This window comes from Streptosporangium sp. NPDC006013 (assembly GCF_040614275.1).
Lineage (GTDB): Bacteria > Actinomycetota > Actinomycetes > Streptosporangiales > Streptosporangiaceae > Streptosporangium.
Map to the genome: position 1 here is coordinate 1 of NZ_JBEXUE010000249.1, position 14,754 is coordinate 14,754.

Sequence of the window (14,754 nt, forward strand, 5' to 3'; positions counted from 1 at the left end):
GTGTCCGTGAGCCGTTTCGTGCCCACCCTCGGGCGTGTCTGCTCCCACGGATTCGAGAGCCTGGGGCTGAGGAAGCACCCCAAGGTCGGTCTGCGATCTTGTGTTCAACGTAGTCATCTGGATCGCACCTCCAGTTCGTGATGGCCAGGGCTGGTCAACACGGGGCTTCAAAGCGCATCACTGCGCCTCAAGCCCCCTCCCTCAGGAGGGGTCGTTGACAGTAGCAACATGATTCCACTCTGTGAGGGTGGTTGCGGGTGCCTTATCCCTGGACGGGAGCGGCCTCCTCGCGGCGGGCGCGCTCCCTGAGCGCGTGCTCGTCGGTGCGGGCGTCGTAGTCGCGGAACCTCGGCAGCAGCGCGGCCATCGCGGCCACCGCGCCGACGCACAGCAGACCGCCCGCGCCCAGGGAGAAGCGGGTCCCGCCGAGCTGGGCCATCAGGCCGGCCCTGGCGTTGCCCAGCATCGGGCCGCTGGTGTAGGAGAGCAGCTCGATGCCCGCCAGGCGGCCACGGAACTCGTCGGGGATGGTCTGGTTCCAGATGGTCGAGCGGAAGACGCCGCTGATCATGTCGGCGGCCCCGGCCACGGCCAGGAAGGCGAAGATGCCCCAGACGCTGGGCATGAGCGCCGCCAGCGCCACCGCCACGCCCCACACGGCCGCCGCGATGATCACGCCGAGGCCGTGGCGGTGCACGTGCCTGGTCCAGCCGGAGGTGACCGAGGCGATCAGCGAGCCGACGGCCGAGGCGGAGAAGAAGAGCCCCAGAGCCTCGGGGACGCCCAGCTCGTCGGCCAGGAACGGGTACAGCGCGGTGGAGAAGGCGAAGATCATCGCGGCGACGTCGACCAGGTAGGTGCCCATCAGGTCGGGGCGGCCCACGGCGTAGCGGACCCCGTCGACCAGTGACCTGATCGAGGCCGCCGGGGCGTTCTCCCGCTGCGGCTGGGCCCGCACCATCTGCAGCAGGACCAGGGAGAGCAGGAAGGTCACCACGTTGACGCCGTACGCGACGGCGACGCCGAACCAGGCCGCGATCAGGCCGCTGAGGCCCGGGGCGACGATGGCGCCCAGGTTCCACCGGAAAGCGCTGAGCGCGGCGGCCGCGGTCAGCTGGTCGTGCCTGACCACGCGGGGCAGCAGCGACTCCAGGCTGGGCCGTTGCAGGCTGCCCAGCCCGGCCGAGAGCGCGCCGACCACGTACAGCACCCAGATCTGCGGCTTGGGCAGCAGCGCGTTGACGGTCAGGATCAGGACCGTGAGGCAGAGTCCCATCTCGGTGTAAAGGATGATCTTGCGCCGGTCCAGCGCGTCGGCGATCGCCCCGCCCCAGAGTCCGCACACCACCATCGGGACGAACTCGGCCACGCTGACCAGGCCGACCGCCAGGTAGGAGCCGGTCAGCTCCTTCATCTGCAGCGGGACCGCGACCAGGGTCAGGAAGGTGCCGAACATCGTGACGACGCCGGAGCCGAAGAGCAACCGGAAGTCGCGGGAGTCGCGGAGCGGGCTGAGGTCCATCGTCAGGCGACGGAGCAGGGTTCTGATGGACCGGTCAGCGTTTTCTGGCACGAACAGGTAGTTTCGGCGGTGACCTGCGCGGAGGGCAACTCATTTTCCGGCAGGTCACCGCCGGGTCGAGCGCGGCGGGCGTCAGGAGCCCAGGACCTCCCTGCGCAGGTGGGTTTTGAGGATCTTGCCACCGGGGTTGCGGGGAAGTTCCGTGTCACGCACCCAGAACCTGACCGGGATCTTGAAGGGGGCGATCCGCTCGCGCAGGAAGGCCTGCAGTTCCTCGGCGGTCGCCGGGGACGACAGCCGCACCACCGCGCCGACCTCCTCGCCCAGCTCGTCATGGGGGATGCCGATCACCGCGGCGTCGTCGACCGCCGGGTGCTCGAACAGGGCGGCCTCGACCTCGGCGCAGTAGACGTTCTCGCCGCCGCGGATGACCATGTCCTTGGCCCGGTCCACGATGAACACGAACCCCTCGGAGTCCACCCTGGCCAGGTCACCGGTGTGCAGCCAGCCGCCGACGAAGGTCTCGGCGGTGGCCTCGGGACGGTTCCAGTAGCCCAGGATGACGTTCGGTCCGCGCAGGCAGAGCTCACCGACCGCGCCGACCGGCAGCTCGTCGCCGAGCGGATCGGCGATCTTCACCTCGACCACCGCCATCGGCAGGCCGATGCTGTCGGGTTTGGCCAGATAGTCGGTGCCGGCGTTGCTGATGGCGAGCGCGGTGGTCTCGGTCATGCCGTACCCGTTGGAGGGGGCGCGGCTGGGCAGTTGCTCGGTGATGCGCTCCAGCAGTTTCGGCGGAGCGGGGGCACCGCCGTACCCGAGGGCGTTGAGGCTGGAGATGTCGTGCTTGTCCAGGTCGGGGTGGGACAGGAGCTGCCATACGTTGGTGGGCACGCCGGTGAGCCCCGTGATCTTCTCGCGCTCGATCAGCTCCAGCGCGCGGCCCGCGTCCCACTTGTACATCAGTACCAGGCCGCTCCCGCTGAACATGGTGGTGGTCATCACCGCGAAGCAGCCGGTGACGTGGAAGAGCGGAACGGTGAGCAGGGTGACGCGGCGCTGCCCCGCCGTCTCGCCCGGGTCCCCGCCCGCCCTGACCATGCTGCGGTACATGCCGTAGGCGACGGTCATGGGCGACTGCCCGACGTTGCGATGGCTGCCGAGCGCGCCCTTGGGGCGGCCCGTGGTGCCGGAGGTGTAGAAGATCGTTGCCGGATCCTCGGGGGAGAGGTCGACCGGCGGCAGCGTCACGTCCGCCGCCACCTCGCCCATCACCTCCTCGAACGCGCGGGCGCCCTCGGGTACCTCGCCGCGGGTCACGATCAGTGCCGGGGGCAGGCCGGTGAGCCCGGCCGCCCGCTCGCCGTCGGCGATCAGCACCTTGGCGCCGGAGTCCGACAGGCCGTACTCCAGTTCCTGCGGGGTCCACCAGGCGTTGAGTGGAACGGCTATCGCCCCGATGGCCAGCGCGGCCGAGAAGGCGATCACCCATTCGGGGTAGTTGCGCATGGCGATGGCGACCCGGTCGCCCTTGGCCACGCCGTAATCGTCCACCAGACGCCGTGCGAGCGTGGCCGCCCGCCTGAAGTGCTCCTCGTAGGTGATGTGCTCGTCCTCGTAGGTCAGGAAGATCTTGTCGCCGTGAAACCGGCTCGTCTCGAGGAGCGCCCGGAAGTCGCGGGGGGCGTGCTTCCAGGTTTTGACGGTCCCGCCGTGGCCGGGGACCTCGTCCATCTCGAAAAGCTGTCCGGGACCGGTGAGCTGGGCCTGGACCTGGTCATGGGTGACAGTCATGCGTTCGCACTCCCGAAGGGTGGAAGGACCGGAGGTCGCCACGATACTGACCGGTAGGTATGCGCAACAATGCCGAAACGCAACTGATTGCCTCGTCCCCACAATCGAGAGCCGAAAAGCATGATTTTTGCGACTTTTCCGCTGCCCTGGGGCATTCCGTAGGCCGGTAACCCCCGCATAACCGGCTTGCATGACAATCCCCGGAGATGCATAATCTCTCTAGCAAGAGCATGAGTGAGTGTGTATGAACATGCAGAGATCAGGGGGGCCGATGAGAGCGGCGATCGCGGGTGCCAGCGGCTACGCCGGGGGTGAGCTCCTGCGCCTGCTGCTGTCCCACCCCGGCATCGAGATCGGCGCGCTGACCGCGGCCTCAAGCGCCGGCACGGCGCTCGGCGCCCACCAGCCACACCTGGCCCCGCTGGCCGGCCGGATCCTGCTGGAGACCACCCCCGAGACCCTCGGCGGCCACGACCTTGTCTTCCTCGCCCTGCCGCACGGCCAGTCGGCCGCCGTCGCCGAGCAACTCGGTGACGGCACCCTCGTCGTCGACTGCGGCGCCGACTTCCGGCTCACCGACCCCGCCGCCTGGGAGCACTTCTACGGCGGAACCCACGCCGGCACCTGGCCGTACGGGCTGCCCGAGCTGCCGGGCCGGCGCGAGGAACTGCGTGCGGCCTCCAGGATCGCCGTGCCCGGGTGCTACCCGACGGCGGTCACCCTGGCGATGTTCCCCGCCTTCGCCGCCGGCCTCGTCGGGCCCGACGTGGTGGTGGTAGCCGCCAGCGGCACCAGCGGAGCGGGCCGGGCGCCCAAGCCGAACCTCCTGGGCAGCGAGGTGATGGGCTCGGCCAGCGCGTACGGCGTCGGCGGCGTCCACCGGCACACCCCGGAGATGGAGCAGAACCTCTCCCCGTTGGCGGGTGAGCCGGTCACCGTCTCCTTCACCCCCGTGCTGGCGCCGATGAGCCGCGGCATCCTCGCCACCTGCAGCGCGCCCGCCAGAGCGGGCCTCACCCCGGCGGTCCTGCGCGAGGCGTACGAGGTCGCCACCAAGGACGAGCCGTTCCTGCGGCTGCTCCCCGAGGGCCAGTGGCCCGCGACCTCGATGACTCTCGGAGCCAACACCGCCGCCCTCCAGGTCGTCCTGGACGAGCGTGCGGGCCGCGTCGTCGCCGTCGTCGCCATCGACAACCTGACCAAGGGAACGGCGGGCGGGGCCATCCAGAGTGCCAACCTCGCCCTCGGCCTGCCGGAAGAGCTAGGCCTTCCTCTCAATGGAGTCGCCCCATGAGCGTGACCGCCCCCCTCGGCTTCCGGGCGGCGGGTGTCGCCGCCGGAATCAAGTCCGGTGCCGCCCGCGACCTGGCACTGATCGTCAACGACGGCCCCTCGCGCGCCGCGGCGGGAGTTTTCACGGCCAACCGGGTGAAGGCCGCACCCGTCCTGTGGTCCGCGCAGGTGCTGTCCGGGGGCCGGGTCCACGCGGTGGTCCTCAACTCCGGCGGCGCCAACGCCTGCACCGGGCCGCTGGGTTTCCAGGACACCCATGCCACCGCGGAGAAGGTCGCCGAGGCGCTGGGAGACTCGGCCGGCGAGATCGCGGTCTGCTCCACCGGCCTGATCGGTGAGCGCCTGCCGATGGAACCGCTGCTGGCGGGGGTCGATCTCGCGGTCTCACAGCTCGCCAGGGACGGCGGGCTGGCCGCCGCCGACGCCATCCGCACCACCGACACCGTCTCGAAGATCTCCTTCAGGAAGGGCGCCGGCGGCTACATGGTCGGCGGCATGGCCAAGGGCGCGGGCATGCTCGCCCCGGGCCTCGCCACCATGCTCTCGGTGATCACCACCGACGCCGACCTGCCCGCCGAGCAGCTCGACGAGGTGCTCCGCAAGGTGACGCGGGTCACCTTCGACCGGCTCGACGCCGACGGTTGCATGTCCACCAACGACACGGTGCTGCTGCTGGCCAGCGGCGCCTCCGGTATCACTCCCGACCTCGCCGAGTTCGAGCAGGTCCTCCTCGCGGTCTGCGCCGACCTCGCCCGCCAGCTGCTGCTGGACGCAGAGGGCGCCTCCAAGGCGATCGCCATCGAGGTCGTCGGCGCCGTCTCCGAGGAGGACGCGGTCACCGTCGGCCGTACCGTCTCCCGGTCGAATCTCCTCAAGTGCGCCATCCACGGAGAGGACCCCAACTGGGGCCGGGTGCTGTCGGCCGTCGGCACCACCGACGCCGTCTTCGAGGCCGACCGGCTCAACGTGGCCATCAACGGCATCTGGATCTGCCGGGGCGGTGCCGCGGGTGACGACCGCTCCAAGGTCGACCTCACCCCGCGCGATGTGACGATCACCATCGACCTGTCGGCGGGCCCGCACTCGGCGACGATCCACACCACCGACCTCACCGCCGAGTACGTCCACGAGAACTCGGCGTACTCCTCATGAGGCGGGCCGAGGCCCTGGCGAAGGCCACCACGCTGATCGAGGCGCTGCCCTGGCTCGCCAGCTTCCACGGTGCGACCGTCGTCATCAAGTACGGCGGCAACGCGATGACCGAGGAGCACCTGCGCGAGAAGTTCGCCGCCGATGTCGTCTTCCTGCGCTACGCCGGGCTCAGGCCGGTGATCGTGCACGGGGGAGGCCCGCAGATCAACGCCCACCTCGACCTGCTCGGCATCGAGTCCACCTTCACCGCCGGGCTCAGGGTCACCACCCCCGAGGCCATGCGGGTCGTCAGGATGGTCCTCGTCGGCCAGGTCAACCGCGACGTGGTCGGTCTGATCAACAGGCACGGGCCGTTCGCCATCGGCATGTCCGGCGAGGACGCCCACCTGTTCACCGCCGTGCGCAAGCACGCCGTCGTCGACGGCGCCAGCGTCGACATCGGCCAGGTCGGCGACATCGTCAACGTGGAGGCCGGAGCCGTGCGGGCGCTGCTGGAGGACGGGCGGATCCCGGTGATCTCATCGGTCGCGCGCAGTGAGGACGGCACCGTCTACAACGTCAACGCCGACACCGCCGCCGCCGCGCTCGCCGTGGCGCTCCAGGCGTCCAAGCTGATCGTCCTGACCGATGTCGAGGGCCTGTACCGTGACTGGAGCCCCGATGCCGTTGACAACGAGGTCATCGACGAGCTGTCCGCCACCGAGCTGGAGAAGCTCCTGCCGACCCTGTCCAGCGGCATGATCCCCAAGATGGAGGCGTGCCTGACCGCCGTCCAGGGGGGCGTGCCGCAGGCCCACGTACTCGACGGCAGGGTGCCCCACTCGGTGCTGCTGGAGATCTTCACGGACAAGGGCATAGGAACCATGGTGCTGCCGGACGCCCCCGCGGCGACGGCCACCGCCCAGCTGAAGGGGAACGACACGTGAGCCCGCAGGAAAGTCCCGCCACAGAGGCGCTCAGCACGCGCTTCGAGGCCGCCTTCATGGCCAACTACGGGGTGCCCCCGGTGGCACTGGCCCGAGGCGAGGGCACGAGGGTCTGGGACGTCGACGGCCGCGAGTACCTCGACCTGATCGGCGGCATCGCGGTCAGCTCGCTCGGCCACGCCCACCCGGCGCTGGTGGAGGCCGTCTCCAGGCAGGTCGCCACCCTCGCCCACACCAGCAACCTCTTCCTGCACGGGCCCGAGGTACTGCTCGCCGAGCGCCTGCTCAGCCTGCTCGGCGCCCCCGCCAAGGTGTTCTTCACCAACTCCGGCACCGAGGCCAACGAGGCCGCGCTGAAGCTCGCCATCAAGTACGGCAAGTCGAACGGCCGCACCTACTTCGTGGCCGCCGAGAACGCCTTCCACGGCCGGACCCTCGGCGCGCTCGCCCTGACCGGCAAACCCTCCATCCGTGACCAGTTCGGGCCCTTCCCGATCGATGTTCGTTTCGTGCCGTACGGTGACGCCGACGCGCTCAAGAGCGCGGTGACCGGCGAGTGCGCCGCAGTCTTCCTCGAACCCACCCAGGGGGAGGCGGGGGTCGTGCCCCCGCCCGAGGGCTACTTCACGGCGGCCAGGGAGATCTGCGACGCCACAGGCGCGCTGCTGGTCGCGGACGAGATCCAGTCGGCGATCGGCCGCACCGGGCACTGGTTCGCCCACCAGCACGAAGGCATCCTGCCCGACGTGCTCACCCTGGCCAAGGGCCTCGGCGGAGGCATGCCGATCGGCGCCTGCGTCGGCTTCGGCGCGGCGGCCACGGTTTTCGCCCAGGGCGACCACGGGTCCACCTTCGGCGGCAACCCCGTCTCGACCGCCGCGGCGCTCGCCGTGCTCGACACGATCGACACCGACGGCCTGCTGGAGCACGTGCGTACCGTCGGGGCCGAACTCGCCGACGGCATCGCCGCGATCGACCACCCGCTGCTCGCCGGTGTCCGGGGCAGGGGCCTGTGGCTGGCCGTTCTGCTGACCGACGACCGCTCCGCCCACTTCCAGACCGCCGCGCGGCGAGCCGGTTTCCTGGTCAACGCCCTCCAGCCCCACGCGGTGCGGCTCGCACCCCCGCTGGTGATCACCTCCGCTCAGGTCGCCGCCTTCGTGGCCGCGCTCCCAGCGATCCTCGACGAGGCCGCCGATGCCCAGTAACCTCTCCGCGCAGGCACCCGTCAGGCACTTCCTGAAGGACGACGACCTCTCGTCCGCCGAGCAGGCCCAGGTGCTCGACCTGGCCGAGGCCATGAAGAAGGACCGTTACGGCTACCGCCCCTTCGAGGGCCCGCAGACCGTCGCCGTCCTCTTCGACAAGCCGTCCACCCGCACCCGGGTCTCCTTCGCCGTCGGCATCGGCGAGCTCGGCGGCCTTCCCCTGATCGTCGACGCAGGCTCCTCCCAGATGGGCCGGGGTGAGTCGATCGAGGACACCGCCCGGGTCCTGGAGCGTCAGGTGAGCGCCATCGTGTGGCGTACCTCGGGCCAGGACAGGGTCGAGGCCATGGCCTCGGCCTCCTCGGTGCCGGTGGTCAACGCCCTCACCGACGAGTTCCACCCCTGCCAGATCCTCGCGGACCTGCAGACCGCCAGGGAGCACTTCGGCAGGACCGCCGGACTCACCCTGGCCTACTTCGGGGACGGCGCCAACAACATGGCCCACTCCTACCTGCTCGGCGGCGCCGTCGCCGGCATGCACGTGCGGGTCGCCGCCCCCGCCGGGTATCTGCCGGACCCGAAGATCCTCCGGCGGGCCGCCAAGGTCGCCGAGGAGACCGGAGGGTCGGTCACCGTGCTCACCGACCCGGTCCAGGCCGCCGCGGGCGCGGATGTCCTCGCCACCGACACCTGGGTCTCCATGGGCCAGGACGGCAAGGAGCAGCGGGTCGCCGACCTCATGCCCTACCAGGTCAACGCCGCGCTGGTGGACCGGGCGGCGCCCGGCGCCATCGTCCTGCACTGCCTGCCCGCCTACCGCGAGCTGGAGATCTCCGCCGAGGTCCTCGACGGCCCGCGGAGCCTGGTGTGGGACCAGGCCGAGAACCGGCTGCACGCCCAGAAGGCCCTGCTGCACTGGCTGATCTCGGTGAGCGGTCCGGACGCGCCCGGGGGCGGGGTGGTCGCGTGACGATCCCGATGACCAAGGTCGCCCGTCAGGCCAGGATCGCCGACCTGCTGCAGCGGCAGCCCGTCAGATCCCAGCCGGAGTTGGCCAAGCTCCTGCTGGAGAGCGGGGTCGAGGTCACCCAGGCCACCCTCTCCCGGGACCTGGACGAGCTCGGTGCGCTCAAGCTGCGCGCCGAGGACGGCTCCCTGGTCTACGCCCTGCCCGGTGAGGGCGGTGGCCGGATAAGGCTGGCCAGGCTCGGCACCGGCGAGTCCCCGGCCGCCCGGCTCAGCCGGCTCGCCGAGGAACTCCTCGTCTCGGCCGAGGCCTCCGCCAACCTGATCATCGTCCGCACGCCACCGGGCGCCGCCCAGTTCCTCGCCTCCGCCATCGACCACGCCGACTGGGAGTCCATCCTCGGCACGGTCGCCGGAGACGACACGATCCTCGTCATCAGCCGTGACCCGGCGGGCGGGGCAGCGGTCGCCGAGGGGCTGCTCAGGCACGCCGACCGACGTATTCAGCCCGCTCAGGCGGGCGATCCCGGCACCATCTGAGACTTGTGACGAACGAATAACTTGGAGAGATCAATTATGACTGACCGGGTCGTACTCGCCTTCTCCGGCGGCCTCGACACCTCCGTGGCCATCCCCTTCCTCGCCGAGAAGACCGGCGCCGAGGTGATCGCGGTCGCCGTCGACGTCGGCCAGGGCGGCGAGGACATGGAGATCATCCGCAAGCGGGCCATCGACTGCGGCGCCGTGGAGTCCGTCGTCGTGGACGCCCGCGAGGAGTTCGCCGCCGACTTCTGCGTGCCCGCCCTGCAGGCCAACGCCCTCTACATGGACCGCTACCCGCTGGTCTCCGCCCTGTCGCGGCCACTGATCGTCAAGCACCTGGCCGCCGCGGCCAAGGAGTTCGGCGGCACCCACGTCTCGCACGGCTGCACCGGCAAGGGCAACGACCAGGTCCGGTTCGAGGCCGGCCTGGCCGCGCTCTTCCCCGAGCTCAAGGTCGTCGCCCCGGCCCGCGACTACGCGTGGACCCGGGACAAGGCGATCGCCTACGCCGAGGAGAAGAACCTGCCGATCGAGACCACCAAGAAGAACCCCTACTCGATCGACCAGAACATCTGGGGCCGGGCCGTCGAGACGGGCTTCCTCGAGGACATCTGGAACGGCCCCATCGAGGACGTCTACTCCTACACCGCCGACCCCGCCCAGCCGCGCGAGGCCGACGAGGTCATCATCAGCTTCGTCAAGGGCGTCCCGGTGGCGCTGGACGGGCGGCACCTGACCCCGTTCCAGGTCATCGCCGAGCTGAACCAGCGCGCGGGCGCCCAGGGCGTCGGCCGCCTCGACATGGTCGAGGACCGGCTCGTCGGTATCAAGTCCCGCGAGGTCTACGAGGCACCGGGCGCCATCGCTCTGATCACCGCGCACATGGAGCTGGAGAACGTCACGGTCGAGCGCGACCTGGCCAGGTTCAAGCGGTCGGTGGACCAGCGCTGGGGCGAGCTCGTCTACGACGGCCTCTGGTTCTCCCCCCTCAAGAAGGCCCTGGACGTCTTCATCGCCGAGGCTCAGGAGCACGTCACCGGCGAGATCCGGATGACCCTGCACGGCGGCCGGGCCACGGTCACGGGCCGGCGCTCGGAGGCGTCGCTGTACGACTTCAACCTCGCCACCTACGACACCGGCGACACCTTCGACCAGTCTCTCGCCAAGGGCTTCGTCGAGCTGTGGAGCCTTCCCTCCAAGATTGCCTCCGCCCGGGACGCCCGGCTGGGCTGAGTGGGCTAAGGTCGCGGATTGAATGGGGAGGGAGAACAACGGTGACTGATGGTGGCAAGCCGATGCGGCTGTGGGGCGGCCGGTTCGAAGGAGGTCCGGCCGACGCGCTGACCAGGCTCTCTGTGAGCGTGCACTTCGACTGGCGGCTGGTGCCGTACGATCTGCTGGCCTCGCGCGCGCACGCCCGGGTGCTGCACCGTGCGAACCTGCTGACCGACGACGAACTGGCACGCATGCTCGGTGCCCTGGACGACCTGGAGCGGGCCTGCAAGGAGGGCGAGTTCCGGCCGACCGTCGCCGACGAGGACGTCCACACCGCGCTGGAGCGCGGCCTGCTGGAACGCCTCGGCACGCTCGGCGGCAAGCTCAGAGCCGGCCGAAGCCGCAACGACCAGGTTGCCACCGATCTGCGGCTCTACCTCCGCGATCACGTCAGGCACATCGTGTCCCGGCTGGTGGAGCTGGAGACCGCGCTGATGAGCCAGGCCGAGGAGCACGCCGAGACGGCGGCCCCCGGCATGACCCACCTGCAGCACGCCCAGCCGGTCTCCTTCGGCCACCAGCTCCTGGCGCACGTGCACGCCTTCGCCCGCGACATCGAGCGGCTGCGCGACTGGGACCGGCGTGCGGCGGTCTCCCCGCTCGGCTCCGGGGCGCTGGCCGGGTCCTCCCTGCCGCTCGACCCGCAGGCCGTGGCCAGGGAACTTGGCTTCGACTCCGCCGCGCCCAACTCGATGGACGCGGTCGCCGACCGCGACTTCGCCGCCGAGTTCCTGTTCGACGCGGCGATGATCGGCGTGCACCTGTCCCGGCTGGGCGAGGAGATCGTCCTGTGGGCCTCGCAGGAGTTCCGCTGGATCGAGATGGACGACGCCTACTCCACCGGCTCGTCGATCATGCCGCAGAAGAAGAACCCCGACGTGGCCGAGCTCGCCCGGGGCAAGAGCGGCCGCCTCATCGGCAACCTGATGTCGCTGCTGACGACGCTCAAGGGCCTGCCGCTGACCTACAACCGGGACCTGCAGGAGGACAAGGAGCCGGTGTTCGACTCCGTCGACAGCCTGCTGCTCGTCCTTCCCGCCATGGCCGGGCTCGTCGCGACCATGCGCGTCAACACCGCCAAGCTGGAGGCCTCGGCTCCGGACGGGTTCGCGCTGGCCACCGACCTGGCCGAGCTGCTGGTCCGCCGGGGCGTCGCCTTCCGCGAGGCCCATGAGGCGGTCGGGCACCTGGTCGTCTGGTGCCAGGTCAACGACAAGGACTTCGGCGAGCTCACCGACGACGAACTGGCCAAGGTCTCGCCGCACTTCACGCCTGACTCCCGCGAGGTCCTCTCGGTGCCGGGCGCGCTGGCCGCCCGCAAGGCGCACGGCGGTACGGCGCCGGACCGGGTCCGCGACCAGCTCGTCGCGCTCCGCGAGATCGTCGACGCCCAGGCGGCCTGGGCGATCGGGACCTGATGTCCGCTGAAGAGCACGGCGGGCACTCGCTCGCCGCGCCCGCGCCGCTGGCGCGCGACTTCTTCGACCGGCCCGCCCACGAGATCGCTCCGGATCTGCTGGGACGAGTACTCGTGCACGGGCCGGTCGCGCTGCGTCTCACCGAGGTCGAGGCGTACGGCCTGCCGGGTGAGGATCCCGCGTCGCACACCTACCGGGGCCGGACGCCGCGCAACGCGGTGATGTTCGGCCCACCGGGCCACCTGTACGTCTACTTCACATACGGCATGCATTTCTGCGCCAACCTCACCTGCCTTCCCGAGGGGACGGGGTCCGGGATACTGCTCAGGGCCGGAGAGGTGATCTCCGGTATCGGGACCGCCATGGCCCGCCGGAGAGCGGGAAGCGCCCGTGCCGTCCGGGAAGTCGATCTGGCCAGAGGACCGGCGCGTCTGGCCGTGGCGCTCGGTTTCACCCTGGAGCACAACGGACTCGATGTCTGCGTCCCGGGATCGCTCTCCGTGATCGATGGCGAACCCGCCATGGCCACATCCGTCCGGTCGGGGCCGCGCACCGGGGTCTCGTCGGGAAAGGAGACGCCCTGGCGTTTCTGGATCGACGGCGACCCCACCGTCTCGCCCCATCGCCCGCACGTGCCGCGCCGCCGGTAGGCCACCCGTGCGCTCCTCTTCGCTCCCCCGCTGGTCGACTCGTGCTCGAGAAGGGTTTCGAGTGGCGCGACGGTGCCGCGATCGGGCAGGGTGTACGAGAGCGCTAAATGTCCCTTCGAGCATTGGAAAGCAAGGATCGTGACCGACATTCTGGATGACCTCGCCTGGCGCGGCCTGATCGCGCAGTCCACCGACATCGACACCCTGCGCGGGGCGATGGCCGAGGGTCCGATCACGGTCTATTGCGGCTTCGACCCGACCGCGCCCTCGCTGCACGTCGGCAACCTGGTCCCGTTGCTGACCCTCACCCGCCTGCAGCGGGCGGGTCACCGGGTCGTCGGCCTGGTGGGCGGCGCGACCGGCCTGATCGGCGACCCCAGCGGTCGGAGCACCGAGCGCTCGCTGAACTCGTCCGAGGTCGTGGCCGAATGGGTGGCGCGGATCCGTGTCCAGCTGGAGAAGTTCCTAGACTTCTCGGAGGAGACGGGCGGGATCCTGGTCAGCAACCTCGACTGGACCGAGGGCATGTCGGCGATCGACTTCCTGCGTGACGTCGGCAAGCACTTCCCGGTCAACCGGATGCTCGCCCGCGAGTCGGTCTCCGCCCGGCTGGGGGGAGAGGGGCTCAGCTACACCGAGTTCAGCTACCAGATCCTGCAGGCCAACGACTACCTGGAGCTGAACCGGCGCTACGGCTGCACGCTCCAGATCGGCGGCAGCGACCAGTGGGGCAACATCACCGCGGGAACCGACCTCATCCGCCGGGTGACGGGTGGCCATGTGCACGCCCTCACCGTGCCGTTGATCACCAAGGCGGACGGGACCAAGTTCGGCAAGACCGCCGGCGGTGCGGTCTGGCTCAACCCTGAGATGACCTCGCCGTACGCCTTCTACCAGTTCTGGCTGAACTCGGATGACAGGGACGTGGTGAAGTTCCTCAAGATCTACAGCTTCAGGTCCCGTGAGGAGATCGAGGAGCTGGAGAAGGCCGCCGCCGCGCGGCCCGCCGCGCGCGAGGCCCAGCGAGCACTCGCGGAGGAGTTCACCACGCTGCTGCACGGTGCCGACGAGTGCGCCGCGGTGATCGCCGCCTCGGCGGCCCTGTTCGGTCAGGGGTCCCTGGAGGAGTTGCCCGCGCGCACGCTCGGGGAGGCTCTCGCCGAGGTGCCGCGTGCCGAGGTTCCCGCGCTGGGAGCGTCCTTTGTCGACCTGCTCGCCGAGAGTGGCCTGGTCAAGTCGAAGTCCGAGGCGCGTCGCACCGTCAAGGAGGGCGGCGCCTACCTCAACAACACCAAGGTCACCGATGAGGCGTACGTGCCGTCGGCCGATGATCTCCTCCACGGACGCTTCCTGGTGCTCCGCCGTGGCAAGCGTTCGGTCGGTGGCGTCGAGATCGTCGAGGCCTGACCCCGCCAGCGCTGCCGGCCTGCTCTTCCGCCAGGTAAAGGCGGTGATTACGAGGGATGGACGCCCCGGCTTCGGCTGGGGCGTTCGCCGTCTCACCGCGTAACATTCCGGTAGCGAACGCGCCTGGTTTCCTTAAGGAACCCCTCTGACCTGCGGTTTTACCAAGCATGGCTGATTTGACGATGTTCCGGGAGGGGCATAATCTTTTCAATGCCCCGGGAGCGAGCCGGACGCCTGAGCTGGCGGACGGGCCCCAGGGACACTCCACTGAACGAACTTGAGAGTTCGGACTCCGCGTAGATCACCGGAAAACCGGTTGCTTCGCTGTGGCCCGGATGACACGGTAGGTTCAGTGGGTTGCTCCGGAAGCGGAGCAAAGAAAATCCTAGTGAGCCTGCAGGGTTTGTGACAAATGGCTGAGAGCTAGCAATTTGACACAGTCTTGACAAGCGGTAGGATTTAAGTAAGAAGCAGAGCGCCCCTGGCTCTCCGATCAAGTACTGGTCGGGACGACGGTGTACGCGTCCGTTTCTTGAGAACTCAACAGTGTGTTAAAAGCCAGTGCATGAAGCACAACCCTGTCCAACCTGCCCTTTCATC

At 69.7% G+C, this 14,754-nt stretch carries 12 protein-coding genes; 10 read left to right on the forward strand and 2 right to left on the reverse strand.

Annotation, left to right across the window (positions count from 1 at the left end):
* Positions 1-262 precede the first annotated feature (262 nt).
* Together ABZ260_RS30960 and ABZ260_RS30965 are read right to left on the reverse strand one after the other, a co-directional pair.
* Positions 263-1,573: an MFS transporter gene (locus ABZ260_RS30960; protein WP_355624895.1), complete on the reverse strand. Its 1,311-nt coding sequence runs from the start codon at positions 1,571-1,573 to the stop codon at positions 263-265.
* A gap of 81 nt (positions 1,574-1,654) precedes the next feature.
* Positions 1,655-3,316: a class I adenylate-forming enzyme family protein gene (locus ABZ260_RS30965; protein WP_355624897.1), complete on the reverse strand. Its 1,662-nt coding sequence runs from the start codon at positions 3,314-3,316 to the stop codon at positions 1,655-1,657.
* Between the two features lie 271 nt (positions 3,317-3,587).
* Here ABZ260_RS30965 and argC point away from each other — a divergent pair, with 271 nt between their 5' ends.
* The 10 genes from argC (at position 3,588) to tyrS (ending at position 14,154) form a co-directional block, all read left to right on the forward strand.
* A complete protein-coding gene (argC, locus tag ABZ260_RS30970; RefSeq protein ID WP_355624899.1) occupies positions 3,588-4,610 on the forward strand; it encodes an N-acetyl-gamma-glutamyl-phosphate reductase in 1,023 nt (340 codons plus the stop codon).
* Positions 4,607-5,761 carry a bifunctional glutamate N-acetyltransferase/amino-acid acetyltransferase ArgJ gene (gene argJ / locus ABZ260_RS30975; RefSeq protein ID WP_350927335.1) on the forward strand — a complete coding sequence of 385 codons (1,155 nt, stop codon included), beginning with the start codon at positions 4,607-4,609 and terminating at the stop codon, positions 5,759-5,761. The genes argC and argJ overlap by 4 nt, the downstream gene beginning before the upstream one ends.
* On the forward strand, positions 5,758-6,687 hold the full coding sequence (gene argB, locus ABZ260_RS30980; protein WP_355553702.1) for an acetylglutamate kinase: 930 nt from the start codon (positions 5,758-5,760) through the stop codon (positions 6,685-6,687). The genes argJ and argB overlap by 4 nt, the downstream gene beginning before the upstream one ends.
* A 56-nt stretch (positions 6,688-6,743) precedes the next feature.
* Positions 6,744-7,895, forward strand: coding sequence for an acetylornithine transaminase (locus ABZ260_RS30985; RefSeq protein ID WP_355624909.1), 1,152 nt, complete (start codon positions 6,744-6,746; stop codon positions 7,893-7,895).
* Positions 7,885-8,865, forward strand: a complete 981-nt coding sequence (argF, locus tag ABZ260_RS30990; RefSeq protein WP_355624901.1) for an ornithine carbamoyltransferase — start codon at positions 7,885-7,887, stop codon at positions 8,863-8,865. The genes ABZ260_RS30985 and argF overlap by 11 nt, the downstream gene beginning before the upstream one ends.
* Before the next feature lie 8 nt (positions 8,866-8,873).
* Positions 8,874-9,401 carry an arginine repressor gene (locus tag ABZ260_RS30995; protein WP_355624911.1) on the forward strand — a complete coding sequence of 176 codons (528 nt, stop codon included), beginning with the start codon at positions 8,874-8,876 and terminating at the stop codon, positions 9,399-9,401.
* Positions 9,402-9,437: 36 nt separating this feature from the next.
* The gene (locus ABZ260_RS31000; protein ID WP_355624903.1) at positions 9,438-10,637 is read left to right on the forward strand and encodes an argininosuccinate synthase; all 1,200 of its coding nucleotides are present in this window, start codon (positions 9,438-9,440) and stop codon (positions 10,635-10,637) included.
* A 41-nt stretch (positions 10,638-10,678) separates the two neighbouring features.
* Entirely contained in the window at positions 10,679-12,097 is a 1,419-nt protein-coding gene (argH, locus tag ABZ260_RS31005; protein ID WP_355624905.1) for an argininosuccinate lyase, read from the forward strand.
* A complete protein-coding gene (locus ABZ260_RS31010; RefSeq protein ID WP_355624907.1) occupies positions 12,097-12,747 on the forward strand; it encodes a DNA-3-methyladenine glycosylase in 651 nt (216 codons plus the stop codon). The genes argH and ABZ260_RS31010 overlap by 1 nt, the downstream gene beginning before the upstream one ends.
* A gap of 138 nt (positions 12,748-12,885) precedes the next feature.
* Complete coding sequence (gene tyrS / locus ABZ260_RS31015; protein ID WP_355553715.1) at positions 12,886-14,154, forward strand: tyrosine--tRNA ligase; 1,269 nt, start codon at positions 12,886-12,888, stop codon at positions 14,152-14,154.
* Positions 14,155-14,754: the final 600 nt, after the last annotated feature.